The organism is Candidatus Zixiibacteriota bacterium, assembly GCA_014728145.1.
Taxonomy (GTDB): Bacteria; Zixibacteria; MSB-5A5; order JAABVY01; family JAABVY01; genus WJMC01.
On the sequence record WJMC01000026.1, the window covers coordinates 1 to 25,797 of the forward strand.

At 49.6% G+C, this 25,797-nt stretch carries 21 protein-coding genes; 16 read left to right on the forward strand and 5 right to left on the reverse strand.

What is annotated here, in order from left to right:
- Positions 1-239 precede the first annotated feature (239 nt).
- Entirely contained in the window at positions 240-710 is a 471-nt protein-coding gene (locus tag GF404_01295; GenBank protein MBD3380808.1) for an HAD hydrolase family protein, read from the reverse strand.
- 36 nt (positions 711-746) lie between these two features.
- Between GF404_01295 and GF404_01300 the strand changes: the two genes are divergently transcribed.
- On the forward strand, positions 747-1,106 hold the full coding sequence (locus GF404_01300) for a hypothetical protein (protein MBD3380809.1): 360 nt from the start codon (positions 747-749) through the stop codon (positions 1,104-1,106).
- Between the two features lie 94 nt (positions 1,107-1,200).
- On the opposite strand, the gene GF404_01305 is transcribed toward GF404_01300, so the two are convergent.
- Positions 1,201-3,111 carry a hypothetical protein gene (locus tag GF404_01305; GenBank protein ID MBD3380810.1) on the reverse strand — a complete coding sequence of 637 codons (1,911 nt, stop codon included), beginning with the start codon at positions 3,109-3,111 and terminating at the stop codon, positions 1,201-1,203.
- A 198-nt stretch (positions 3,112-3,309) separates the two neighbouring features.
- Here GF404_01305 and GF404_01310 point away from each other — a divergent pair, with 198 nt between their 5' ends.
- Positions 3,310-6,543 (forward strand): hypothetical protein, encoded by a 3,234-nt coding sequence (locus tag GF404_01310; GenBank protein ID MBD3380811.1) that lies wholly within the window; start codon positions 3,310-3,312, stop codon positions 6,541-6,543.
- A 69-nt stretch (positions 6,544-6,612) separates the two neighbouring features.
- Here the strand turns inward: GF404_01310 and GF404_01315 are convergent, their stop codons facing one another.
- Positions 6,613-8,190, reverse strand: a complete 1,578-nt coding sequence (locus tag GF404_01315) for a Rieske 2Fe-2S domain-containing protein (GenBank protein ID MBD3380812.1) — start codon at positions 8,188-8,190, stop codon at positions 6,613-6,615.
- Between the two features lie 288 nt (positions 8,191-8,478).
- On the opposite strand from GF404_01315, the gene aceE reads away from it, so the two are divergent.
- Genes aceE through lpdA form a run of 3 tightly spaced genes read left to right on the forward strand, consistent with a single transcriptional unit; the run spans position 8,479 to position 14,019 of the window.
- Entirely contained in the window at positions 8,479-11,157 is a 2,679-nt protein-coding gene (gene aceE / locus GF404_01320; GenBank protein ID MBD3380813.1) for a pyruvate dehydrogenase (acetyl-transferring), homodimeric type, read from the forward strand.
- A gap of 12 nt (positions 11,158-11,169) precedes the next feature.
- On the forward strand, positions 11,170-12,561 hold the full coding sequence (locus GF404_01325) for a biotin/lipoyl-binding protein (protein ID MBD3380814.1): 1,392 nt from the start codon (positions 11,170-11,172) through the stop codon (positions 12,559-12,561).
- A 30-nt stretch (positions 12,562-12,591) separates the two neighbouring features.
- Positions 12,592-14,019 (forward strand): dihydrolipoyl dehydrogenase, encoded by a 1,428-nt coding sequence (gene lpdA / locus GF404_01330; protein ID MBD3380815.1) that lies wholly within the window; start codon positions 12,592-12,594, stop codon positions 14,017-14,019.
- Between the two features lie 225 nt (positions 14,020-14,244).
- On the opposite strand, the gene murQ is transcribed toward lpdA, so the two are convergent.
- Positions 14,245-15,165, reverse strand: coding sequence for an N-acetylmuramic acid 6-phosphate etherase (gene murQ / locus GF404_01335; GenBank protein ID MBD3380816.1), 921 nt, complete (start codon positions 15,163-15,165; stop codon positions 14,245-14,247).
- Positions 15,165-15,944, reverse strand: a complete 780-nt coding sequence (locus GF404_01340) for a hypothetical protein (protein ID MBD3380817.1) — start codon at positions 15,942-15,944, stop codon at positions 15,165-15,167. Before GF404_01340 ends, murQ begins: the two co-directional genes overlap by 1 nt.
- Positions 15,945-16,093: 149 nt before the next feature.
- On the opposite strand from GF404_01340, the gene rpmH reads away from it, so the two are divergent.
- From rpmH to GF404_01395, 11 genes are all read left to right on the forward strand, one after another.
- Positions 16,094-16,243 carry a 50S ribosomal protein L34 gene (gene rpmH / locus GF404_01345; protein ID MBD3380818.1) on the forward strand — a complete coding sequence of 50 codons (150 nt, stop codon included), beginning with the start codon at positions 16,094-16,096 and terminating at the stop codon, positions 16,241-16,243.
- Positions 16,170-16,583, forward strand: a complete 414-nt coding sequence (gene rnpA, locus GF404_01350; protein ID MBD3380819.1) for a ribonuclease P protein component — start codon at positions 16,170-16,172, stop codon at positions 16,581-16,583. Before rpmH ends, rnpA begins: the two co-directional genes overlap by 74 nt.
- A 1-nt stretch (position 16,584) precedes the next feature.
- Positions 16,585-16,794, forward strand: coding sequence for a membrane protein insertion efficiency factor YidD (gene yidD, locus GF404_01355; GenBank protein ID MBD3380820.1), 210 nt, complete (start codon positions 16,585-16,587; stop codon positions 16,792-16,794).
- Positions 16,795-16,797: 3 nt separating this feature from the next.
- Positions 16,798-18,495, forward strand: a complete 1,698-nt coding sequence (yidC, locus tag GF404_01360; protein ID MBD3380821.1) for a membrane protein insertase YidC — start codon at positions 16,798-16,800, stop codon at positions 18,493-18,495.
- On the forward strand, positions 18,492-19,883 hold the full coding sequence (gene mnmE / locus GF404_01365; protein MBD3380822.1) for a tRNA uridine-5-carboxymethylaminomethyl(34) synthesis GTPase MnmE: 1,392 nt from the start codon (positions 18,492-18,494) through the stop codon (positions 19,881-19,883). The genes yidC and mnmE overlap by 4 nt, the downstream gene beginning before the upstream one ends.
- 89 nt (positions 19,884-19,972) lie before the next feature.
- Positions 19,973-21,844 carry a tRNA uridine-5-carboxymethylaminomethyl(34) synthesis enzyme MnmG gene (gene mnmG / locus GF404_01370; protein MBD3380823.1) on the forward strand — a complete coding sequence of 624 codons (1,872 nt, stop codon included), beginning with the start codon at positions 19,973-19,975 and terminating at the stop codon, positions 21,842-21,844.
- A 16-nt stretch (positions 21,845-21,860) separates the two neighbouring features.
- Positions 21,861-22,487 carry a 16S rRNA (guanine(527)-N(7))-methyltransferase RsmG gene (rsmG, locus tag GF404_01375; protein ID MBD3380824.1) on the forward strand — a complete coding sequence of 209 codons (627 nt, stop codon included), beginning with the start codon at positions 21,861-21,863 and terminating at the stop codon, positions 22,485-22,487.
- A gap of 78 nt (positions 22,488-22,565) precedes the next feature.
- Positions 22,566-23,327, forward strand: a complete 762-nt coding sequence (locus GF404_01380; protein MBD3380825.1) for an AAA family ATPase — start codon at positions 22,566-22,568, stop codon at positions 23,325-23,327.
- Positions 23,320-24,177 (forward strand): ParB/RepB/Spo0J family partition protein, encoded by an 858-nt coding sequence (locus GF404_01385; protein ID MBD3380826.1) that lies wholly within the window; start codon positions 23,320-23,322, stop codon positions 24,175-24,177. The genes GF404_01380 and GF404_01385 overlap by 8 nt, the downstream gene beginning before the upstream one ends.
- 11 nt (positions 24,178-24,188) lie before the next feature.
- Positions 24,189-24,998: a peptidoglycan DD-metalloendopeptidase family protein gene (locus GF404_01390; protein ID MBD3380827.1), complete on the forward strand. Its 810-nt coding sequence runs from the start codon at positions 24,189-24,191 to the stop codon at positions 24,996-24,998.
- Positions 24,999-25,022: 24 nt separating this feature from the next.
- Positions 25,023-25,385, forward strand: coding sequence for a polymer-forming cytoskeletal protein (locus GF404_01395; protein ID MBD3380828.1), 363 nt, complete (start codon positions 25,023-25,025; stop codon positions 25,383-25,385).
- Positions 25,386-25,797: the final 412 nt, after the last annotated feature.

The following is a 25,797-nucleotide window of genomic DNA, read 5'->3' on the forward strand; positions in this document are numbered from 1 at the left end:
GATTATTCGAGTTCCGACAGGGAATCGGCAATTCCGGTCACTGCATTTATCAGGGTGGGACCCGCGCACTGATTCTTCTCATTGGCGAGCCGGGGAACATGGGGGGCAGTTTCGCGGCTTGGTCTTTATGGCGGGGACGATTCATGCAATATTCTGCATGAAACATACAATAGTAATAAAAATAAGAATTTACCGGCAGACCTGGGCGTTTACCTTGTATCCGACTTATAAATGGTCTGTTATCTTCGCAGTGTGGCAACCAGGCGGTTGGGGCTGATCAGCAGATCGAAAGCATCTGTGGATGATTTAACCATGATATCGGAGTTGTCCAGCACCTCGATCGCGCATCCCTCGACCAGGCAGACCGCGATACTCAATGTAGCCCTGTTTAGCATCCCGATATCATTTCTGCCGTTACCGAACGCCACGGTACTATCAGCTCCCAGTTTTTCGACGAAGTCTTTTTTCTGGCCGGTATGATCCTCGCCTTCAAGAATCTGAAGCTGGCAGTCAGCATCCTTCAATTCTTCAACCGCCTTGCCGTGAGTGTCCGAAGTCAGTACATGAATTTCCAAAAACTCCGAAAGCTGACGAATTTTCTCGATCACACCCGAAACCAGGATACCGTCGACAGACAGTGTCCCGGAATAGTCGCAGACCAAATATTTGAGTTTAAGATTTTCCGTACCCGGTATTTTTATTTCAAGCATATTCGCTCCTGTTTGTATATTTACCCTATTAAAAGGATGAATTCGATGAATCGCAAACACAAACATGGTCGTGTGCTAAAAAGCTATCAGTCGGCCTATCCGGATCCGTTGGTACTCAGCAGGGGCGATGAGCTCAGGCTGATTCGCGCTGACCCTGAATGGCCGGGATGGCTGTTCTGCCAGGATTCATCGGGTAGACAGGGATGGGTACCGTTATCTTATCTGCACGGTGACGACATCCTGACTTTGACCAGAGATTATGATGCTACAGAGTTGACTGTCTCCGAGGATGAGCGCTTCGAGCTTCTGGAAAATGAATCTGGATGGTATCGTGTGCGCATATCTGACGGCAAAATCGGCTGGATTCCGCAGGAATGTGCTGAGCTTGAAGAATGAAAACAACGCACGGCAGATATGGGCATCTGCCAGCCACTTAGTTGGTTGATCCACCTCAAACGAGGATGATTATGCACTAAAGCACAGTTGAAGTTTACTCGACAATTATCTCGAAACGGTCCAGTTCTTCCCACGTATCGGGATTGACAACCTCTACTTCTATCTGTTTGCCATCGACATGAAACAGGACGACCGCGTTCTGAGTCGAAAAAGCCTCGACATGATCCATCCAGGGAGTCTCCTCGCGTCCGTAGTAGGGAGCTCCGGCGGCACCGTTGTTGATATGCCAGAGGGGACGGAAATCAGTCAGTTTTTTGCCCTCGTACTCGTCGGGATAAATGGTAAGTTCTTCAGATACCCGCAAAAGACTATAATTGTGTTCATCGCCGGTCAGCGATGCCCGCACTTTGGTGGAATGATTCATCATCAGGTCCAGAAGCTGATCGCGCCTTTCAATGATACCGTATTCGACCGGTTCACCGTCTACCCAGGGACGCTTAGAGTTGTCGCCCGAGTACCACATATCGTCTTTGACATGACCGCCGTTAGGGAATATCGGCGTATGCAGTGTCACGAAGATATGATCGATCGCGTCATCATCCTCCAGTTTCTCCAGAACTTCCTCACACCATTTCAATTGATTATCCATGATATAGCCATGCAGGTTGCCGCCGATTTTCTGTTCGTACTTGATCGAGGGTGAAAACCAGTAGTTCGAGTTGAGCGAGATAATCGCGACATTGTCATAGGTGTAGTAAAAAGCGTTTTCTTTGTAAGAGGGAAAGTCGATTTTATCCGGATCTGGATCATACTTCGAACCATCCTCGGACTCCGGGCCGTTTTGGGGATTGACGAAATTGCGGGCGAAAACCGCCTCGGCCGAGACCGAATCGTAAGGGAACTTATCGACCGTAGCACCCCGTTCACCGTCGCTGAAGTAATGCAACAGCGATTCGTGGTTGCCAAAACTGGCCACGAACGGCATCGAATGTGCGAACGGCTCGATTGTCCGTTTCCAGTTGGCATATTCGAGCGATATCTCATCCGGATCGATAACATAGCCGTCGATCAAATCGCCGGTAAACTGGAAGAAACGGACATTCTTCTGACTGCACAAGACCGCGATTCGTTTGAGGATATAGCTGTTGACACCCTTGATATCGCGCTCACCGCCACCGGTGTTCCCGCGCCCATCGGAAGCATAGGCGAATGTGAATCTACTCCGCGAACCCGGCTCGGGTGCTGTCCGAAAGCTGTGGCTCTCTTTGTAGCTGTCATAGTAAACAGTGTAATCATAGAGCCGGTCGGGCTTCAGATCATGTATCCTGATCTCGTGCTGAAGATTTGCTTCATTATCGGAGAACATTTTTCCATCCGCCATCACGCTGCAAACCGCGGGGAAGTTGGTCTGGAACGAAACGACCGCCGAATTGGGTCGAATCATATTGATAAACGGTCCCTCGATAATACAGGTATCGACCTCGAACGGTCCTTTGCCGGTTAATATCAGCTTGCCGTCATACAGGATTCGGCCATGTTCGTTCAGGATTCGGTAGCCGAGTCTCATGATTCCGCTTTTTTGCCAGCCGATGAAATCGTATTTGCCGACCAGCTTGTTTTTGATGTCGACTTCGCTGATGCCTTTTTCAATTTTGGCGGTACGGCTTGAATAAATCGGGTAAGCATGCTCAACCTCATCCAGGTCAGGGAAGAAACCGTAATATATCCGGCCATTGAGGGTGCTGTCGCCGAAATCGAAGCGCAGACCGACATCGGTACCGGCGGGCATCACGCGCAATTTTGAGAGAGTATATTGCCCCGGCTCATAATACATCTTCATCGTATCGCCCTCTTCGGTCAGGTAATACAGACTACTGTCGCTGTCATGATACATATTGTAATGAGCGGCAGGGATTTCCAGGTTCTGGGTACGGGAATTTGTGGAAAACAGTAACAAGATAATTAATGCGAACGCGGTTTTTAAAACAAATAATCCTGATTTCATCTCGATCTCCTTTTGGTTGCAGGATTATTATAATCGATATTGCGCGAATTATAAAGTTAGTTTTTCTTTAGAACTTCTCGCTTACACATAGGTTTTTGATATTATTAATGAAACAAACTTTGATGAGATTGAGTAAATATATTCATGGTTTTCTGCGCCTGCAAATTAGATTCAATTACATAACAGGAGAGGTTTACTATGTCGAAATTCCGACAGGTAATTGTGTTTATAGGTCTTTTTGTGCTGATCATGTCATCAGCGGCAACAGCTCGTGAAGGCCGGTTGATGCGTTTCCCGGATATCCACGATGATAAAATCGTGTTCACCTACGGCGGTGATCTCTGGATAGTTTCCGACCAGGGTGGTCAGGCCCGCAGGCTGACGACCGGAGATGGTTTAGAATATATGGCTAAATTCTCGCCCGATGGTAGTCAGATCGCGTTTACCGGCCAGTACGAGGGCGATCCTCATATCTATGTCATGCCGTCCGAAGGCGGACAGCCAAAGCAACTTACCTTCCATCCCTCGCGCGATTTGATGGTCGACTGGTATCCGGATGGTAACAAAATCATGTTTCATTCCGGCCGGGAATATAACAGTGTAAACTATGGCAAACTGTTCGCAATCGATTTCAACGGCGGTCTGCCGGAGAAGCTTGTATTGCCCGAGACCGGTTTGGGGTCGCTATCTCCCGATGCAAAAAGAATCGCCTACAATCGTCGCTTTAACGAAAACCGTACCTGGAAACGCTACAAGGGCGGAACCCAGCAGGATGTCTGGATCTACGATTTCGCCCATAACGAGATCGAAAAGATCACCGACTGGATCGGAAATGACAACAGTCCGATGTGGCATCGCGATAAAGTTTATTTCAATTCCGACCGTGACCATACACTTAACATCTTCGCTTACGACATTAACACAAAAGAGACCACGAAAGTCACCGACTATGAACGCTACGATGTCAAATGGCCGTCGGTCGGGCCGGGTGAAATCGTCTACGAAAACGGCGGGTACCTGCATGTGCTCGACCTCGAAAGTGGTCAAAGCCGCAAAATTGAGATCGAAATTCGTGATGACCTCGTACTGACACGACCAGAGTACAAAGATGCCGGCAAGCAGATTCGCGGTATGGATATCTCTCCCGGTGGTGAACGGGCAGTCTTTGGTGCACGAGGCGAAATCTTCACTGTTCCACAAAAAAAAGGACCGACCCGCAACCTGACCCGTACTGCGGGCATAAGAGAGATCCATCCGACCTGGTCTCCGGACGGCAAGTATATCGCCTATTTCTCTGATAAGCCGGGCGAATACGAACTGTATATCCGCCCGCAGGATGGCGCAGGCGAGGAGGAGCGGATCACCTTCGATGGCGACTGTTATCGCTTTCAGCCTAAATGGTCACCTGACAGCAAAAAGCTGATGTGGGTCGACAGCGACCGTCGCCTGCAATATGTAGATATAGAAAAGAAGAAAACGGTCGATGTCGACCAGGCTTTTGTCAGCCAGATCCACAGCTACAGCTGGTCGCCCGACAGCAAATGGATTCTTTACACCAAAAACGCCCCGCACTTTTTTGAATCTATCTACCTGTATTCCCTGAGTGAGAGGGAGACTCGCAAGCTGACTGATGATTTCACAGACGATGTGGAACCGGTCTTCGACCCGGAGGGCAAATATCTCTATTTTATCTCCCTGCGTAATTTCGACCCGGTCTTCTCAGATTTCGAACATCAGTTCGTCAATCGCAACAGCCGGATAATCCTTCTGATGACTTTGAAAGCCGATGAACCTCACCCGTTTAAGCTGGAAAGCGATGAGGTTGAGATCAAAGCAGATGATGACGAAGACAAAGATGATAAAGATGAGGATAAAAACGGGGATGAAAAAGACGACAGCGATGAGATCGAAATAGATTTTGAAGGTCTCAAAGACCGCACAGTCGGAATTCCTGTCGGCGCCGGTTTCTTCTATGGCCTGACAGCCTCTAATGGCAAGCTCTTTTTTATGTCGCGGTCGGAAGACGGTAAAACCTCACTGAAGGTGTTCGACATGAAAGACCGCGAGGAAGAGACCGTGATCTCCGGCATCAGCTCCTACGCGCTTTCGGCTGATGGTAAAAAAATCCTTTACAGGGCCGGCAAAAACTATGGAATTGTCGATGCTCAAAAGGGTCAGAAAGCTGGTGATGGAAAGCTATCCCTGTCTGATTTGAAGGTCAGGACAGCCCCCGAAGCGGAATGGGAGCAGATGTTCACCGATGCCTGGCGGTTGATGAGGGATTTCTTCTACGATCCGAATATGCATGGAGTTGACTGGAAGAAGATGAAGGATCGCTACGGCGCCATGCTTCCCTGGGTGGCTCATCGCAGTGACCTGAATTATCTTCTGGGCGAAATGGTGGGTGAGTTGAGCGTCTCGCACGCCTATGTATCCGGCGGTGAATACGAGCGACCCGATGATCGCAATATCGGTCTTCTGGGAGTCGACCTTGTTGTCGAACCGGGAAGCCGTTATTACCGCATCGACAAGATCTATCCCGGCAAGAACTGGTACAGGCGGGATAAATCCCCCCTCAAAAAGCCGGGGGTGGATGTCAAAGAAGGGGATTACCTGATCGCGGTCAACCGTCAGGAGATCCAGGTGCCCGACAATCCCTACCCGTATTTCGAGCAAACCTCCCGCAAACAGACCCTGGTGGCAATTAACGATAGACCCGGCCTTGAAGGCGCCAGAGAATATATGGTTATACCGACTCCCTCAGAATGGCGCCTGCGTCATTACGACTGGGTTGAAAATAATCGTCGCAAAGTCAGTGAAGCCACCGACGGACGCGTTGGATATATCCATGTACCCAACACCGGGGGTGAGGGTTTAAATGAATTCATGCAGGGTTTTCTGGCCCAGTCCCGCAAAGACGGTCTGATAGTCGATGTTCGTCACAACCAGGGCGGTATGATTCCGGATATGTTCGTGGAACGACTCAGCAGGAAGATCCTGAGTTACTGGGCTACCCGCGATATGGTTATCAATCGTACACCCAATAAGGCTTTTCTGGGGCCGATGGTTTGTATTATCGATGAGTTCGCTGGCTCTGGTGGCGATGCTTTCCCGTATTATTTCCGCGAACTGGGGCTGGGACCGCTGATCGGCAATACTACCTGGGGTGGTTTGGTTGGGATCAGCAGAAATGTCCCGCTGATGGATGGCGGTCGAGTGACATTTCCTGAATTCGCGTTTATCAATCTGCAGGGTGAATGGGATGTCGAAAACGAGGGCGTCGAGCCTGATATCCCGGTCGACAATCGTCCCGACCTGGTAATTTCCGGTCAGGATCCACAACTCGAGAAAGCGATCGAGGTAATACTGAAACAGCTCCGAGAAAATCCTCCCGAAGAACCTGATAAACCGGAGTTTCCTATTCGTAACTGATTTTACCACTATCAAAGACAAAAACGGCGGTCTTTAGTACCGCCGTTTTTGCTTGCAAAATTAACGGACTTACAAAAGTCCCGGAAAATCGATTCCACCCTCGCGAAGTTTGTCTATTTCAGGTAATTTGTTTCTGCGCATGAGCTCGTGAACAGCCGCCAGGTCACGATCCCATCCGGCCCCCAGGCATCCCCGCACCTGGCCATCCTTTACAAAAAACGCCAGAAACTTGCGCCTTTGCAGGTTGCCGTCGATGATGATCTCGTCCCAGTTACGGCAGTAACCGATATAGCGCAGTTGCATTCCAACCTGGTTGGTCCAGAAAAACGGCGCGCTACGGTAAGGTACGTCTTTACCGAGCATATTGTCGGCGGCGGTGTGGCCCTGTTGTTCGGCGGTGCGCCAGTGTTCGATCCTGATCCGCTCACCGGTTTGCCAGTAGGGAAAACTGGCGATATCGCCGGTGGCGTAAACATTCTCGGTGGCCTGAAAACGATCGTCCACCTCTATTGCACCGGACTCATCGAGTTTCACTCCCTCGATCATGCCTGTCTTGGGAGCGACCCCGACTGCGACTATAACCATATCGGTTTCAATCGTTTCGCCGTTGTCCAGGACGACCTCCGTGACTTTTTTCGAGCCCTTGAACTCAGTTGGTTTGGCTCCCAGCTTGAATTCAGTACCGGCATCCTGGTGAGCCAGTTTGATCATTTTGCCGATTTCCAAACCGACGATTTTCTCCATCGGCACCTGATCCGGCGAAACCACGGTGACAGCGATTTTACGCTTGCGCAGACTGTAGGCTACCTCCATTCCGATAAACCCGGAACCGATCAGCACCACCCGCTTGACTTCTTTTAACCGCTCGATGATATCGTCGGCATCGGAATATTCACGCAGAGTCATAACGTTTTCGAGTTCATTGCCCGGAATATCGAGAGTTTTCGGCTCGCCACCCATGGCCAACAGCAGGCTGTCACAACTGATATTACTGCCATCGGCAAATTCCAGCTTCCTCGTACCGGCATCAACTTTCGTGACCTGTTTGTCTAACCACAACTCGATATCGTTGTTTTTATAATAATCTTCGTCACGCAGGGGCATCCACTCCGGTTCAGCTTCGCCCATCAGGTATTCTTTGCTGAGATTTGGACGATCGTAAGGAAGCTTCCTTTCATGAGTGATCATGATCAATCGTCCCCGGAAACCGTTTTCACGTAATGTCTGGGCGGCGGAATGGCCGGCCGCACCGGCCCCGACGATTACAAATGTGCGCGAATCTGATTCAGCATCATATTTTCCCCGGGCCGGCGGTCGTGAAGCCGGAATCTCTTGCGGAAGCTTAACATAAACCCGGCCTTCTGAAACCGATGTTTCGTAGCTTTGAAGGTGATCGCGGGAAGGTGGCTCCAGAAGATCGCCGTTGGTGATGTTAAAAGCCGCATGATGCCACTGGCAGACCAGCCTGTCTTCGGAGAGCACACCTTTTTCGAGCGGTGCGCCGTAATGAGGGCATGATCCGCTGGCGGCAAAAAACTTACCATCCTTGCGAGCAATCACGATTTTTTGGCCCTCGAATTCAAAGCCCTTCATCTGACCATCAGCTAACTCATCCTGCTTACATACTTCTATTTCTCTGAATTCCATCTCTCACCTCATCAAATTGAATCATAAAACAATTATCAAATCACGTGCATTTCCGATATAATAACCATAACATCACAATTATGGATATGTTTAACATAATTTGAAAAAGATATGCGAGATTATGCCAATCCTGATATCATAGACCTCTCAAATTATTTTTTTAACAAAAGAACATAGATTTATTTTTTATGTTATAGACTTTATAAAAAGCGGGTGGCATCTGCTTTCAGTCCGGAAATATAATTCTGATCGACAGCAATTTGCCCCGAAAACATAAGAGGAATCTATATGGCAGACAACGATAACGTCAAAAACGCTAAAGAGATAGAATTTGAAAACCGGGAATGGCTGGAATCGCTCGAATATGTCTATAACGAGCAGGGTGCGTCTCGTGTACGGGATCTGCTCCGCAGGCTCCAGGTTCATGCCCAGGAGCATGGCGTATCGGATCATTTCTCCGCCAACACTCCCTATATAAACACGATTCCGCTCGAGGACCAGCCGGTTTTTCCGGGAAGCCGAGAAATCGAACGCCGTATAAAAAGCATCATTCGCTGGAACGCTATGGCGATGGTCGTGCGGGCCAACCGCCAGGAGAGTGGTATCGGCGGGCATATTTCAACCTATGCTTCATCGGCGACATTGTTCGAGATCGGTTTTAACCATTTTTTCCGAGCCAAAAACGACGATCATCCCGGCGATATAGTCTATTTTCAGGGCCATGCTTCACCTGGTGTCTACGCTCGAGCTTTTCTGGAAGGACGAATCAAAAAACAACAACTCGAAAATTTCCGGCGTGAATTCGCCTCCGGAGGCGGTCTGCCGTCGTATCCCCACCCAAGGCTGATGCCTGATTTCTGGCAGTTTCCGACCGTGTCGATGGGGCTCTCACCTTTGATGGCGATCTATCAGGCTCGTTATAACCGCTACCTGCAGGATCGCGGAATCATCCCGGAGACCGACCAGAAAGTCTGGGCTTTTCTGGGTGATGGCGAACTTGATGAGCCGGAGTCGCTAGGGGCGATTACCCTGGCCTCGCGCGAAAAGCTCAATAACCTGATCTTCGTGATCAACTGCAACCTCCAGAGGCTGGACGGTCCTGTCAGGGGCAATGGCAAAATCATCCAGGAGCTGGAAGCCGCCTTCCGTGGCGCTGGCTGGAACGTGATCAAGGTCATCTGGGGCGATGACTGGGATCCTTTATTGGCGGCCGATTCGAGCGGACTTCTGAAAAAGAGGATGGAGGAAGTTCCCGACGGCCAGTACCAGAAATATACGGTTTCCTCGGGTGATTATATTCGTCAGGATTTCTTTGCCAAGTATCCGCAGGTATTGGAGCTGGTCAAAAAATATTCCGATGAGCAACTGACCCGTCTCCGTCGTGGTGGCCATGATCCGGAAAAAGTCTACGCCGCTTACAAATCCGCAGTCAATCACTCTGAACAGCCAACAGTAATTCTGGCTAAAACCGTCAAGGGCTACGGTCTGGGGGAAGCTGGCGAGGGTCGCAATGTCAACCATCAGCAGAAAAAGCTCAACGAGGAGGAGATGCGTCAGTTCCGGAGCCGTTTCGGTATCCCGATACCTGACAGCGACATACCTGAAGCGCCGTTTTACTGTCCGGCGCCCGATTCGGAAGAGATGAAGTACGTCAAGGAACGTCGCAAAGAACTGGGAGGATACGTTCCCCGGCGAATTGTCACGGTCGATCCGATTGAACCGGTCGATGAGAAGATCTTTACTGAATTTCATAAGGGCACCAAGGAGCGCGAGGTGGCGACTACCATGGTGTTCGTCCATTTGCTTTCCAAACTGCTGGCAGATAAGAAGATCGGTAAATATATAGTACCTATCGTGCCGGATGAAGCGCGTACATTCGGGATGGAATCGCTGTTTCGAAAGGTCGGGATTTATTCGCACGCGGGGCAGAATTATGAACCCGTTGATAAAGAAATTTTGCTGTATTATAAGGAAGCTAAAGACGGCCAGATACTCGAGGAGGGGATCACAGAAGCTGGTTCGATGTCGTCCTTTATCGCCGCCGGAACGTCGCATATCACCCATGATAAAAACATGATACCGTTTTTTATCTTCTATTCGATGTTCGGCTTCCAGCGTATCGGTGATTTAATCTGGGCCGCCGGGGATATCATGGCGCGTGGATTCCTGCTGGGCGGAACCGCCGGCAGAACCACTCTGGCAGGCGAAGGGCTTCAGCACCAGGACGGCCACAGCCATCACCTGGCCTACTCAGTACCAAGTATTCATGCCTACGATCCGGCCTATGCTTATGAGCTGGCGGTGATTATTCAGGAGGGTGTCAGGAGGATGTTTGTCAAACAGGAAGATATTATTTATTACCTGACTGTGATGAACGAGTTCTACAAGATGCCACCTATGCCAAAGGGCTCCGAGGAGGGTATCCTGAAAGGAATCTACAAGTTCAAGCCCTCGGAAAATAAGCGCAAAAAGTACAAAGCCCACCTTTTCGGGTCAGGTTCGATTTTAAATGAAGCAATTGAAGCCCAGAAGATCCTCGAAAACGATTTTGGAATTGCTGCCGATGTCTGGAGCGTCACCAGCTATAAGGAACTTTATGTCGATGCTGTTGACGCTGAACGTGAGAATCTGCGCAATTTCGACAACGAGGAGCGTAAACCCTATATCACCGAGATTCTTCAAAAAGAGAACGGCATCTTCGTGGCCGCTTCCGATTACCTCAAATCGCTTCCGGCTTCGATTGCCAAATGGGTGCCGGGTCCGATGGCTGTCCTTGGAACGGACGGGTTCGGGCGTTCCGAGTCGAGGCAGGCCCTGCGCGATTTCTTTGAAGTCGATGCCCGTCATATCGCTTACACGGCAGTCGTGATGATGGCCAGAGAGGGTAAAACTAAACAGTCGGATGTCAAAAAAGCTCGTAAAAAACTGGATATAGATTTAGATAAGGTCAATCCCATGATGGCATAGAAGAGGTCAGTTATGAAAGACATAAAAATTCCCGATATTGGCGAAAATGTTGATTCTGGCGATGTTGTCTCGGTTTTAGTCTCCGAGGGTGATATGGTCGAGGCGGACCAGGGTATAATCGAGGTCGAAACCGATAAAGCCGTGGTTGAAATTCCCTCGCCCGATTCAGGCAAAATTGTGGAGATCGCCGTTTCTGAGGGGGATACGATCAAGCCGGGTCAGACGATCGGAAAACTCGATCCTGAAGGCGAAGCTGAAGAAAAGACCGAAAAAGCTGAAGAAGCTGAGGAAGATAAAGAACCCGAAGAAGAAAAAGCTTCGAAAAAAGAGGAAAAGCAAGAGCAGGAGAAAGAGAAAGAACAGAAGGCCAAAGCCAAACAAAAAGAGCAGAAAAAACAAGAAAAACAGGAAGAAGCCAAGCGTGATGAGGTAGAGACCGGGAAAGAAACCGCAAAGGAAAAAGAGAAAAAAGCAGAGCCGAAAGAGAGCGGCAAATCCGCCCCGGCGGCGCCCTCGGTACGAAGGCTGGCTCGGGAGCTTGGTGTCGAGATCGGCAATGTCTCCGGATCCGGACCTGGTGGAAGGATCACCTCCGAGGATGTTAAAAATCATGTCCGTGGCCTGGTCGAGGGCAAAACACCGTCAGCGACTCCCCAAAAACCGATTGAAGCGGGACAGCCTGAGCTTCCTGATTTCAGCAAATGGGGTGAAATCCGACGCGAAAAAGCCTCGAAAATCAGGTCGGCGATCGCCAAAGGGACCTCGCATTCATGGAACCTGATCCCGCATGTGACACAGTTCGATCGAGCCGATGTAACGCAGGTCGAAAAATTCCGCAAAAATCATGGCAAAAAAGCCGAGGTTGCCGGTGGTAAGCTGACGATTACCCCGATTTTGATTAAGGTGATTACGGCCGCATTAAAAGAGTTTCCACGCTTTAACACTTCTCTCGACCTCGAAAATGGCGAGCTGATCTACAAAAACTACTACCATATAGGAGTCGCTGTCGACACCAGCCATGGCCTTTTGATGCCGGTTATCAAGGATGCCGACCAGAAGAGTCTTCTCGAACTCTCGGTCGAAATAGTCGAGCTGGTCAAAAAGGCTTACGACCGCAAAATCAGCCAGGATGAGCTCGATGGCGGAACATTTACAATTTCAAACCAGGGTGGAATCGGCGGAACCGATTTCACACCATTGATTTACTGGCCTCAGGCGGCGATTCTGGGAGTCAGCCGGGCAGAGATGAGACCTGTTTTCGATGATGGCGAGTTCGTGCCCAGACTGATTCTGCCGTTGTCTTTGTCGTACGATCATAGAATTATCGATGGTGCCGATGCCGCGCGCTTTTTGAGCTGGGTGGTGGAAGCGCTCGAAAATCCGTTTCTGATGGATCTGGGTTGATTCTTTGGATGATTTAGATGGAGAAGAACAATGAGCGAAATAAAAAAAGAGACCAGTCTGGCGATAGTGGGAGCAGGGCCGGGCGGGTATGCGGCCGCCTTTCTGGCCGCCGACCTGGGGATGAAAGTGACGCTGATCGATCCAAGGGAAAATCCCGGCGGAGTATGCCTGCATGTCGGATGTATACCATCAAAGGCTCTCTTGCATGTCGCGAATGTATTGAACGAAGCGAAAGACGCAAAAAACTTCGGAGTGAGTTTCAACAAACCGAAGATCAACCGCCTCAGGATCGCCGAATGGAAAACAGACGTGGTAAAAAAACTTACCGGTGGACTGGGCGATCTCTCACAAAAAAGAAAAATCGAATATATCCGCGGGACAGCCACCTTTGCCGATAGAAAGACCCTCGATGTCGAGGAAACAGCGGGCGACCAATACCGGCTCAGATTCGAGAATGCGATTGTAGCCACAGGTTCGAAAGCGACTGAAATGGGCGGGATGGAGTTCGATGGCAAACGGATTCTGAGTTCTACCGACGCGCTCGAGTTAAACGATATCCCGCGTTCTATGCTGATAGTCGGCGGCGGGTATATCGGTCTCGAGATGGGTACCGTGTATTCTGCGCTGGGCACGAAAGTGACTGTGGCCGAGATGACATCCGGACTCCTGCCGGGTGTCGACCGCGACCTGGTAGCGGTATTGAAAAAACAGATCCAAGAACGGTTCGACGAGGTTCTTTTAAACACCAAAGTCAGCGATATGCGGGTACAGAAAAACGGCGTAATGGTCACTTTCGAGGGCAAGGAAGTAAAAAAGAATAAACGCCTCTTCAATAAAGTACTCGTGGCGGTCGGACGAAAACCTGTCTCAAGTGGTCTCGGTCTGGAAAACACCAAAATAAAAGTCGATGACAAAGGCTTCATTGAGGTCGATCTGCAGAGGCGAACCACCGAGAAGAATATCTACGCTATCGGGGATGTGGCCGGAGAACCGATGCTGGCTCATAAGGCCTCCCATGAAGGCCGGGTGGCGGTTGAAGCGATTGCCGGCCGCGCCACAGCTTTCGAACCGCGTGCGATTCCGGCGGTGGTCTTTACCGATCCGGAAATCGCCTGGTGCGGACTGACTGCGACCGAGGCTAAACAGAAAAAACAGAAAGTCGAAATCGTCAAATTCCCCTGGGCCGCTTCAGGACGATTGGCAACCCTGGACCGTGAATCCGGATTGACAAAGTTCGTAATCGATCCCGAAACCGAGCAGATCCTGGGTGTTGGTATCGTCGGTCTGGGGGCCGGCGAGCTGATTTCGGAGGGGGCGCTGGCTATCGAGATGGCCGCGGTGGTGTCCGATGTCAGATTAACGATTCATCCGCATCCGACTCTGTCCGAAACGGTTATGGAGACTGCCGATCTGTTTTTCGGGGAGAGCACGCATTATTATCGCCCAAAACGAAAATAAGCTGAAAATACTGCAATGCACAGTCAAAAAATATTGAAACTTATCCAAATTTAATATTCCGGTAAAGGTAGTGAAATATTATTCGTATACCTTTACGACGGACTTTGGCTTGTCTTTTGTGGGAGATGGCCGTATGTGAATACTGCTGTCTCTCACCTTTTTAATCTCATCTGAACTACCGCAAATTTATAAGCGCACAAGACATACAACAGCATTTTCGCAGATCTACAACTTATACTCGTTCAAAGCCTTACTAAGATGCCCAGCGGATTTTTCGAGGAGGGTTGTGGCGGTTTTCAGGTCGATATTTTTCAGATGCATCAAAATCGCGGCTTTGACCCAGCCATCGGCGCGCTTCAACAGCTTCTTTGCGGTTCTGTAGTCCAGTTCGCAGGTCAGCATCAGAATTCGGATCGAACGCTGGGTAAGTTTTTCCGAGGTGGCCTCAAGATCGACCATCAGGTTGCCGTAGGTCTTGCCGATCCTTACCATCGCGGTGGTAGTGATCATGTTCAACACCAGCTTGGTGGCTGTTCCGGCCTTCATACGGGTCGACCCGGCCACAACCTCCGGCCCGCAGACCGGATTGATAATTACATCCGGCTTAAATGGCGGTTTGACCGGACGATTACAGCAAATGAATACGGTTTTTGCACCCAGTTTTTTGGCCTGCCCGAGTGCAGACAGGGTGTATGGTGTGCGGTTCGAGGTTGCGATTCCGATAACGACATCGGATTTGCCGACATTCTTTTTTGAAATATCGTCTTTTCCAGCTTGGACATCGTCTTCGATACCCTCCCGTGAACGCACCAAAGTTCTTCTTCCTCCAGCAATAACTCCCTGTACCAGAGAAGGTGACACCCCGAAAGTGGGCGGGCATTCGGAAGCGTCCAGAACACCCAGCCGGCCCGAGGTTCCAGCCCCGACATAGAACAACCGTCCGCCCGATTGAAATGCGGAAGCGACCAGCTCGACCGCTTTTTCGATTTGCGGGATAGTCTTCTTAACTGCCGGCGCAACTTTGTGGTCCTCGGAGTTTATCAGGTTCAAAACCTGCCGGGTGGTCATCCGGTCCAGTTCGCTGCTGGCCGGATTCGAGGCTTCGGTAGCCAGCTTCTCGATCTGGGTAAAAACTTTCTTCGACATCAGGGTTCGGCTACCACCTCGACTGAATCATAGTATGAGATGATCGCGCTTCCGAATCGTCCCGATTTCTCGAGTTCATCGATATTGTCTACAAAGCCTGTATCCGGGTAGGGAAAGAATATATGATCGTCATCTTCGATCACCGCGTCGGCATAGAAAGTCTGATGGTACGCGACAACATAAAATTTATAGATACCGGTCACCCGCTCGCCGTCGGAACGAGTGAACACCTCGGGTCCGAATGTGGCTGTGTTGCCGGTCGGAAAGATCGCATACGGGGTGACGTTTTCACCGGGCGGTTCGACCGTGACGAAATAATCGACCGTGTCGGTGGGCGGATTCCAGGTGATGACAACAGTTCCTGTCTGGTAGATCCTTGAGGGCGGTTGATTGACTGTAACCCTGAAAGTATCAGGTATATACAGAGATTTAACCAGGAAGAAATCACCCCGGTCGTCGTCTGCCCGCAGGAGATAGGAGGAATCCGGCTCAAGTTCGAGTGAATTAGCGGAGGTCAGGTGCGCGCCACCGCCGATTGTAAGCAGGCGGACAGAATCCGAATCAGTCATAACCAGGTCGGCCTGCAGGCTGGGAATGGGTTGCCCCTCGTTTTTAAAAACCCCATAGCAAAAAGATTTGTCGGTATTCGGATTGTGAAACAACATCCCGTAGATTGTGTACTGGGTATCGTCGCCATCACTCACAATGGAATCACCGCATCCGCTGAAAACCAGCAGTATTATTCCCGTTAAAATATATGCACTGAGTTTATTTCTCATGTTTGCACCTTTTTCGGTTTTTAAATTAATATCGAACGGATCGTAGAAATCCTACAGTCGGTCGATACTAAAGTCAAGAAAAACCTTTTATGCTCTTGACAAAAGTCCACATTATAGTATTATATGACGTTTTCGAAAAGAGGTAGATAATGAAAAGAACATATCAGCCGTCACGCAGGAAAAAGCTTAACGATCACGGCTTCCGCAAGAGGATGTCAACCAAGAATGGGCGGAAAGTCCTCAAGCGGAGACGGGCCAAAGGGCGTAAGAGGCTTGCGGCCACGATCACGAAGAAGTGAGGGCGCTAATCGCCTGGGACGGGAGTTTTCGCTGAAAGAGGATCGGGCGATCAGGCAGGTCTTTAGACGGGGCAAAAAATTCAAGGGCAGATTTCTAACCGTATACCATTTTCGAGGTGACGATCTGCCTTTAAAAATTTGCCTGAAAGTGTCGCGTCGCTTCGGATCCGCGCCGAGAAGGAATTACCTGAAACGGATCATCCGCGAGGTAATCCGGCTCAACCGCAGAGAATTTGACCCCTGTGGCCATATGGTGATATCCGCTCATGTCGATCCCGACCATAAAAATCCCTTCAAGCTGATTAAAGAGGAGCTTTTGCAGTTTGCGCAAACTCAGTAAAATCTTGGCGGTACCGTTGATCTGGACAGTCCGTGTGTACCAGGTGACGATTTCTCCGTTGTTTGCTCCGCAATGTAAATATTTTCCCTCCTGCTCGGTATATTCAATACAGGCTTTCGAAAAATATGGTTTAAAGGGAATAATACACTCTGTAAAAAGAATTTCGCGTTGCCACCCGTTTGCCAAAGGTGGTTACGATCCCCTGAGGTAATTTATGGATAAACGTACTATCATCGCATTCATTGTCATCGGTTTGATTTTTGTGGGCTGGATGTACCTGACGATGCCACAAGCGCCCCAGACACCGCCACCCTCGACACAGGATACCCTCTCAACGGCGGTTGATACTGTCATGGAAGAAATCCCAAGGCCAAAGGAGCAGGTTCCAGTAGATACTGACGTTGTCGATCAATTATCTGAAGATGATTCTTTGTTCGCGAAATTCCAAAAAATGCCGGTCGATACGGTCATAGTCGAAACGGAAAAATATATCGCCCGTTTTAGCGGTAAGGGCGGATCACTTATCAGCTTCAAGTTCAAGGAGTATAATTACAACAACGGCGATACCCTGCCGATCGAGATGGTGCCTGACTGGGCTGACCAGGTGCTCAAATTTGAGTTTCCCGATGCCGAAAGGCGTGATTTCAATCTGCGGAAAATTGTTTTTACTCCCAATAAATCAGCGCTCAAGCTTACCGGCGAGGGCGCAACCGACAAGCTGGTTTTTCGTGCGGACCTCGAAAACAATGATTTCATCGAGCTCATGTACACATTCTATTCGCGCTCCTATGATTTCGATGTTAAAATAGACATAGAAGGCGAATTAGCTCAGAGCCTGGGCCGTGAATATCTTTTCGGATGGCAGCCGGGTCTCGAATCGACCGAGATAAACCGCAAGGACGACTTCAACAGTTTTAAGGCTAACGTTATGTGGGATACAGGCCTGGAGAAATACGACGACTTCGAACACGGCCATCTTGAAGAGACTATTGTAGGTGCTCCCAAGTGGATCGCCACACGCACCAAATATTTCTTTGTCGGAATCGATCCGGAGCGTGACCCGGAAGCGGCCCTGATCGAAGGCGATCGGGTCAAAGTCGATGAGGGCAAGGGGCAGTTGGGCAGGACCCGGATCGGAGTGCAGGTTAGGATGCCGATTCATGCGCGCAAATCCCTGTTCGATAAATTTTCGGTCTATATCGGTCCGATCGATTATGACCTCCTGAAGAGCTACAATAACGGTTATCATCAAGCCGTCGATGTAGGTGGTATTCTCTCACCGATTTCTTTGTTCATTCTCTGGCTGATGAAAAACCTGTACAGCGTCCTGGGCAACTACGGCCTGGTAATCATAGTCTTCTCGATACTGATGAAAGTCGTATTCTATCCCTTGACCTCGCGTAGCTTGAAATCTATGAAAAAGATGCAGGAGCTTCAGCCCAAGCTGAAGGCACTGCAGGAAAAATACAAAAGTGAACCGCAGAAGCTCAATGCCGAAGTGATGAAACTGTGGAAGGAGAACAAGGTCAATCCGATGGGCGGCTGCCTTTTGATGCTTCCCCAGCTTCCGATCTTTTTCGCACTGTTTACAGTTTTTCGGAATACGATACTTCTGCGAGGGGCTGAATTCGCGCTCTGGATGCAAGATCTCTCCCAGCCGGACAGCACGCTGATTCTTCCGATCATCATGGGACTGACGATGTTCTTACAGCAGAAGATGACCATGCAGGATCCCAAGCAGAAGATGCTGGTATATATTCTTCCGGTTGTATTCTTCTTCCTGTTTAAAGGATTCTCCACCGGCCTGGTGTTGTACTGGACTATGTTCAATATACTTTCGATCCTGGAAACGATCTTAATTCGTAAGCCGAGTGAAAAGTCAGAGCAGGTACAGCCAGCCGAAATCAAATGATCAGATCCGACAGCGATACAATTGCCGCGATCAGTACACCCCCCGGCCAGGGAGGTGTCGCGGTAGTGCGTATATCCGGTAAAAAATCTCCGGATATTGCCGATAAACTGTTCTCCGGCAAAATATTACCTTCACAAGCAGAAAGCCATACGGTGCATCTCGGAATGATCCGTGAAACCGGTACCGAAACCTTTCTGGACCAGGTGCTTCTAACTGTTATGCGCGCTCCGAATTCATATACCGGCGAAGATGTTATCGAAATTTCCTCGCACGGGGGACAGCTTCTGGCCCAGAAGGTTTTAACTGCCTGCCTCAAAGCTGGTGCGCGAATGGCTCAGCCTGGTGAATTCACCCAGAGGGCATTCTTAAACGGAAAGCTCGATTTAACCCAGGCCGAAGCTGTGGCCGACTTGATTTCAGCCCGAACTGATCTGGGACTGCGCGCCGCCGCCGAACAACTCCAGGGCAAGCTTTCGAATAATGTCAGCTACCTGGCAGACAAACTCAAGGAGCTGACAGCTTTGGTCGAAGCATATATAGATTTTCCCGACGAGGATATCGGGCAGGATGACCGTAAGAAGATTAACTCAGGTTTGACGATGCTAAAAATGCACCTGATCCGCCTGATTGAATCGTATCGCCATGGCCGAATACTCAAAAACGGTCTGAAAGTTCCCATCGTGGGTCGTCCCAACGTAGGCAAGTCCTCGCTGTTTAACGCGCTGTTGGACCAGAGCCGTACTATTGTAACCGCCACTCCAGGTACAACTCGTGATACAGTGAGCGAATATATCAATATCTCCGGTCTGCCGGTGGAACTGGTCGATACGGCCGGAATTCGAGATTCTGGTGATGAGGTCGAGTCCGCGGGCATAGAGAGAGCCCGGGCGGAAATTGATAAGGCTGATCTCATATTGGCACTGGTGGATCTGACCGATGCGGATATTCTCAAGGATCTCGATGGGCTGACTTCCGCTTTAAAAGGCAGAGAATATATCTGCCTTGCAAATAAGGCCGATCTTCTCGATGAGGATTTACGTCGCGCCCGGTTGATATCGATGGCCGAATACAAGCCCCTGCCGATTTCCGCCATGACCGGTTACGGTCTCGATCAGCTCAAAGACAGGATCGCCTCGATCGGACTGAAGGTAAACACTGAAAGTTTAAAAAGCGGGGTAATCGTCACCAGTTTGCGTCATCACCAGGCTCTTACTCAGGCGCTCGATCATATCCTCCAGGTCGAACAGGGATTGAAGTCCGAAAGCAGTTATGAATTCCTCGCCTTCGATCTTCGTAACGCACTTAACTCATTGGAGGACATAATCGGGCGGACTACTCCTGACGAGATCCTGGAGAGGATTTTCGCCCGCTTCTGTATTGGTAAATAGATACTCAGCGACAATGTTTCACGTGAAACAGAAGCTTTTTGATGGAAAATATCCAACGAATTCGTTAATTTACGCGCTAATCAGTTAGTATGATAGCTAATTCTTATGACATAGTTGTAGCCGGCGGAGGTCATGCCGGTGTCGAGGCGGCCCTGGCCTCTGCTCGGATGGGCACTTCGGTTCTGTTAGTCACCATCGAACGGAACAAGATAGGCCAGATGTCCTGCAACCCGGCCATCGGCGGGCAGGCCAAAGGACACCTGGTGCGTGAAATCGATGCGCTCGGTGGTGAGATGGGGCTGGCGATCGACAAAACCGGGATCCAGTATCGTCGTCTGAACCTCTCCAAGGGTCCGGCGGTGCATTCTTCCCGTGCCCAGGCCGACCGCTGTCTGTATCGCAGGTACATGACCAAAATAGTAGCAAAACAAGCCGGTCTCGATATACTCGAGGACACTGTGGTCGACCTCGAAACTGACTTCGGCAGGCTCAAAAGTGTTCTGACAGAGGGCGGTAGGACGATATCATGCAAAGCATTAATAATAACATCGGGGACATTTTTGAACGGTCTGATCCATATCGGCAGGCAGAAGATTCCGGCCGGCAGGATGGGCGAAAAGCCGGCTCTGGGCCTGAGCGAGAGTCTGCAAAATCTCGGATTCAAGGCAGGACGCCTGAAGACCGGAACTCCTCCCCGTCTGGATGGCACAACGATTGATTTCTCCCGGACACAGCCACAAAAGGGCGATATATATTTTCCTCCCTTTTCGCTTCGTTCGGATGGTATCAACGGCAATCACGCACTCTGCCATATTACTTTCACTAACAGCCGGACGCATAAGTATATCCTCAAAAACCTGCACACTTCGGCCATTTATTCCGGACAGATCACCGGGATAGGTCCCCGTTACTGTCCGTCTATTGAGGATAAGGTGGTGCGATTCAAAGACAAAGAGCGTCATCAACTGTTTCTGGAACCGGAGGGATTGGATACCGATGAGATCTATCCCAACGGTTTTCCGACTTCTTTGGATGTTTCTGTTCAGAAGCGGGCCCTGCGAACTGTCGAAGGCCTGGAGGAAGTCAAGTTCAATCAACCCGGCTACGCCATCGAATACGATTTCTTTTTCCCCTACCAGATCCGTACCACGACCGAGACTAAATTGATCGAAGGGCTGTATTTTTCAGGGCAGATCAACGGGACTTCCGGTTATGAGGAGGCGGCTGCCCAGGGGATCATGTCCGGGATCAACGCGGTTTTGAAAATCCGCGGTGAAAACGGATTCAGCCTGCTTCGTTCCGAGGCCTACACCGGCGTTTTGCTTGATGATCTGACCACTAAATCGACCGAGGAACCGTATCGGATGTTCACCTCACGTTCGGAACATCGTCTCTACCTGCGCGAGGACAATACCGCCGAGAGGCTTTTAAAGTACGGTCACCGTTATGGTTTGATTCCTCAGGACATTTTTGATAAGTATTTAGAAGAGCAGGACTTGATAAAACAGCGAAGCACTCTTTTAAGGCGTATATTTGTACCCGTGAAGGATCTTCCGGTGAGCCTGGAGAATCGCAGTCGCACAAAAATTAATTTCGAGCAGGCCCTGAGGATACCGGATGTAAAGATTGAAGACCTGGCCGGAAAAGATCCGGTTCTCGATAATCTTCCGGAGAATGTTCTCCGGCGGATCGAAATTGAAGTCAAGTACCGTGGATACCTCGAACGCCAGATGAAACAAATCGAAAAGTTCGAGAAGATGGAATCGGAACGGATTCCCGATAGCTTCGATTATAAAGCCTGCCGTGGATTAAAAACCGAGGCGATGGAAAAACTGAAGCGTTTCAAGCCCTCCACAGTTGGTCAGGCGTCACGCATTTCCGGTATTACTCCGGGAGATATATCAGTACTACTCATATACTTAAAAAAATTCATCCACACCCCGAAGCAAACTTCATCCTGATTGTTTCACGTGAAACATGCCTGCTCTTGAAGAAATATTGGATAACGCGCGGGTCACAAACCTGCATATACGGTCAAAACTCGGTTGTTTTTTCGAACAGGTCTTGAAATTCAATGACAAGCTCGGCTTGGTTTCAAAATCCTCGCCTGAAGCGGAAGTTCTGCTCCAGATCGATGATTGCCTGAGCGCGCTGAAGGCTCTCGACATTAGTTTTGCCAATACGCTTCTGGATATCGGTTCCGGGGCGGGGATTCCAGGTCTCATCTTCAAGATCTGCCGACCGCAAATTGAGCTGGTTTCGCTCGATTCAAATCCGCGCAAGATCGCTTTCCAGGAAAGGCTGTCCGAAAACCTCGGCCTCAAATCGGTCGAATTCGTCTCCCGAACTCTGAAATCATATTCTCCCAATTGCAAATTTGACCTGGTAACAGCAAAAGCTTTCGGTCAATTCGAGGATATCTTCCGCTTCGCCCATAAAAATCTCGCCTGTGGCGGAAGGCTGGTGCTGTTTTTGGCTTCAGAACAAAGCCTGCCTGCCGATATAGAAAGTAGAAAACCTGTTAAAAAATTGGACATTTTTACGTATAATCTGTTTAGCCGGCGTGAAGACAGGCTTCTTAAAATTATCCAGTTCGAGTCTTAAAAACTCTTGCGAATGATTTAAAACATTTGTTTAATTGTGCCGGTTGAGAGGTTTATCCGTATGAAGGACAGGTAATTTATGGCTCGTAAAATTACTGTTGCCAATCAAAAAGGGGGAGTTGGCAAGACCACCACGGCGGTCAATCTGTCCGCCTGTCTGGCAGTGGCCGAAAAGCGTGTGTTGCTGGTCGATTTTGACCCGCAGGCCAACGCCACCTCCGGTATGGGTATCGAGAAGACTGAAGTACAGGGATCAATTTATCAATGTATCTCGAACGGTTCCGGTCTCAATGAGATTGTAATAGATACTGAGATAAATTATTTGAAACTGGCTCCGGCCACAATTGATCTGGTCGGCGCTGAGGTCGAGCTGGTCGGTTCGGAGGGGCGCGAGTACCATCTCCGGCGCGTACTTCTGGAGGCCGAGCAGGATTACGATTTCGTGCTGATAGATTCTCCACCGTCTCTGGGGCTTCTGACTTTGAACGCGCTGACCGCCGCCAACGAGGTGATTATCCCGATCCAATGCGAATACTACGCTTTGGAGGGGCTCAGTCAGCTTTTGCAGACGATCCGGATGGTGCAGGGGTCTTCCAATCCCGATCTGAAACTGGGCGGTGTTCTTTTGACCATGTATGATGCAAGGTTAAACCTTTCGCGCCAGGTGGCCGATGAAGCCAGAAAGTACTTTAATGGGAAATTGTTTTCATCCGTTATAAATCGAAACGTCAGGCTGTCGGAAGCACCCAGTTTCGGCAAGCCGATCATTTTCTACGACGCCCTGTCGACCGGGGCATTGAATTACCTCAAGCTTGCCGAGGAGGTTATGAATAATGTCTAAGATTACGCTTGGACGGGGTCTCAGGGCCCTGATTCCTGAAGATATCGATCTGTCGGACAAAAAGTCCTTCGTCAATTTAGAAATTGATAAAATACGCAACAACCCTGAACAGCCGCGCCGTGATTTTAACCAGGAGGCTCTCGCTAATCTGACCGATTCGATCCGCCAGAACGGGGTGCTCCAGCCGCTTCTGGTCGAGGCTGTCAACGGTACTTACCAGATCATTGCCGGAGAACGTCGTTTTCGGGCGGCGCGCGAGGCCGGACTGCGCAAAGTGCCGGCGATCATCCTGGATGATCTCGACCGAATGGAAAAACTCAAGCTGGCTCTAATCGAGAATCTCCAGCGCGAGGATCTCAACCCGATCGAACTGGCCGAGGGCTATCATAACCTTATGAAGGAGCATGGCCTGACCCAGGAGGATCTGGCGGTACGGCTTTCCAAGAGCCGTTCAGCAATTGCCAACACCCTCAGGCTCTTGAATTTGCCTGAAGAAGTGCGTTCTCTTTTGCGCGCCAACAAGTTGAGCGGCGGGCATGCCCGCACGCTTTTGGCCATCGAGGATGAGTCCGAACAGGTCGAGGCGGCAAAGCAAATTGCTGAGCGCAAGATGTCGGTTCGTGAGCTGGAAAACCGGGTCTATTCGGAGAAGCGCGAGAAGAAAAAGCGGGGCAAGAGCCTGAAAGTCAAAAAGCTCCCCGAGGATTACCTCGAGGCCGAAACCCGTCTCAAGCAGTACCTGGGGACAAAGGTCAATTTGAAGAAGGGACTGAAACGCGGCCGGATCGAAATCGAGTTTTACTCCGATTCCGATCTGACCCGTATTCTTGATCTTATTGTCTATAAGTAGAGGGTTGTGACGTGAAACATACCACGGTCATGTTTCTGTCGGATTCTTCCGATCAGACGCATTCATATCGTGTACCACACTTTCTATTATATATAGTCGCTGCGGTCGCGACAATCCTTCTGGCAGGCACGGTGGCGGCATTTATCTTCTACAATATGATGATTGGTGCGATCGAGGAGCGCAGCGAAGTCCTGGCCGAGAACATGCTCCTTCTGCAGGAAAACCAGAAACTTCAGAAGCTGGAGGAGAATCTGAAAGCCAACAGTATGCTCCTCAGGAGAGTTTTGAAGCTGGTCGGGGTCTCGCATACCAGCCTGGGCGGTTCGGGGGCAGGGTTTTCGCAGGATTCCGCGGTTATGGCTTTTATGGAGAATTCCGATATACTTTTGAATCTCTCCGAACCGTTGACAAAAAAGGAGATCACCGATGTTATACCCTCGGGGCTTCCTGCCGATGGTAGAATAACGCGGGGATTTATTCCCGATGATGAGAACCTGTCAAGGCGGCATTATGGTGTAGACATATCTGTCAAGGAAGGAACCAAGATGTATGCCACCGCCGATGGTGTGGTGGAATTTTCCGGCTGGGATGATTACTACGGCAAGATCATAATTCTGGATCATTCCGGAGAAAAGCGTGGTGAAGGTTACCAGACCGTTTATGGCCATAACCTGGTGAATCTCGTATCGGAGGGCGAGGTGGTAAAAAAAGGTGATCTGATCGCTCTGAGCGGAAATACCGGAAGGAGTACCGGACCTCATATTCACTACGAGATCCGCAGAAACCAGAAACCGGTCAATCCTGAAAATTATATCCGTTAAATTGATAAAGCAAAGGGAATTGCAATGGCTGAAAACGTCAACACAATTATAGGTAAAGGTGCCCGTATTGACGGCATGGTCGAAATACAGGGGCATCTCCGTATCGACGGTTACGTAAAAGGCACGGTCAAGTGCGATGAGGCCCTGACAATCGGACCGCAGGGCAAAGTCGAAGCTGATGTTAACACTAAAACAGTTGTTGTCTCGGGTGAGATCAAGGGCAATATCACGGCGGATGAGCGCCTGGAATTGCAGGCCAAGTCGGTAGTTACCGGTGATATCCGGACCAAGAGCCTGGTGGTCGAGCAGGGAGCGATTTTACATGGTTCCTGCCTGATGAAGGATAATATTCCACCAAAATCGTCCGATAATAAAGAAAACAAGTAACGCCTGTGGAAAACCACGGCAAATATGTGGATAATTTATTAATTCGTTATGGCTCTTGAAGATAGAGAGTATTCTTAAAAATCGGATTTAAAAGTTGTCCACAAGTACGTGAATGTTTGCGTACTAGAATTTAACATTAAATTAGTACACTATGAGTGCAGAGTTAGGAATATTGGCTTTTTGCCTGTTTTTTGGCGGTTTAGGACTGTTAATCTTTGTCTTTTTGAGGTTGATCCTAAAATCCAAAAAACAGCCAAGCTTTAAATCATCGGCGTTTAAACACAAGTTGATCATAAACGGTGTCATCAGCCTGAGCGGTATATTGCTGATTTTACTCGGTCAGAACCTGCTCTGGTTGAACTCCAAACTCAAGCTGTATTTCCCGCTATACACCAATACACCGCTGGCCAAA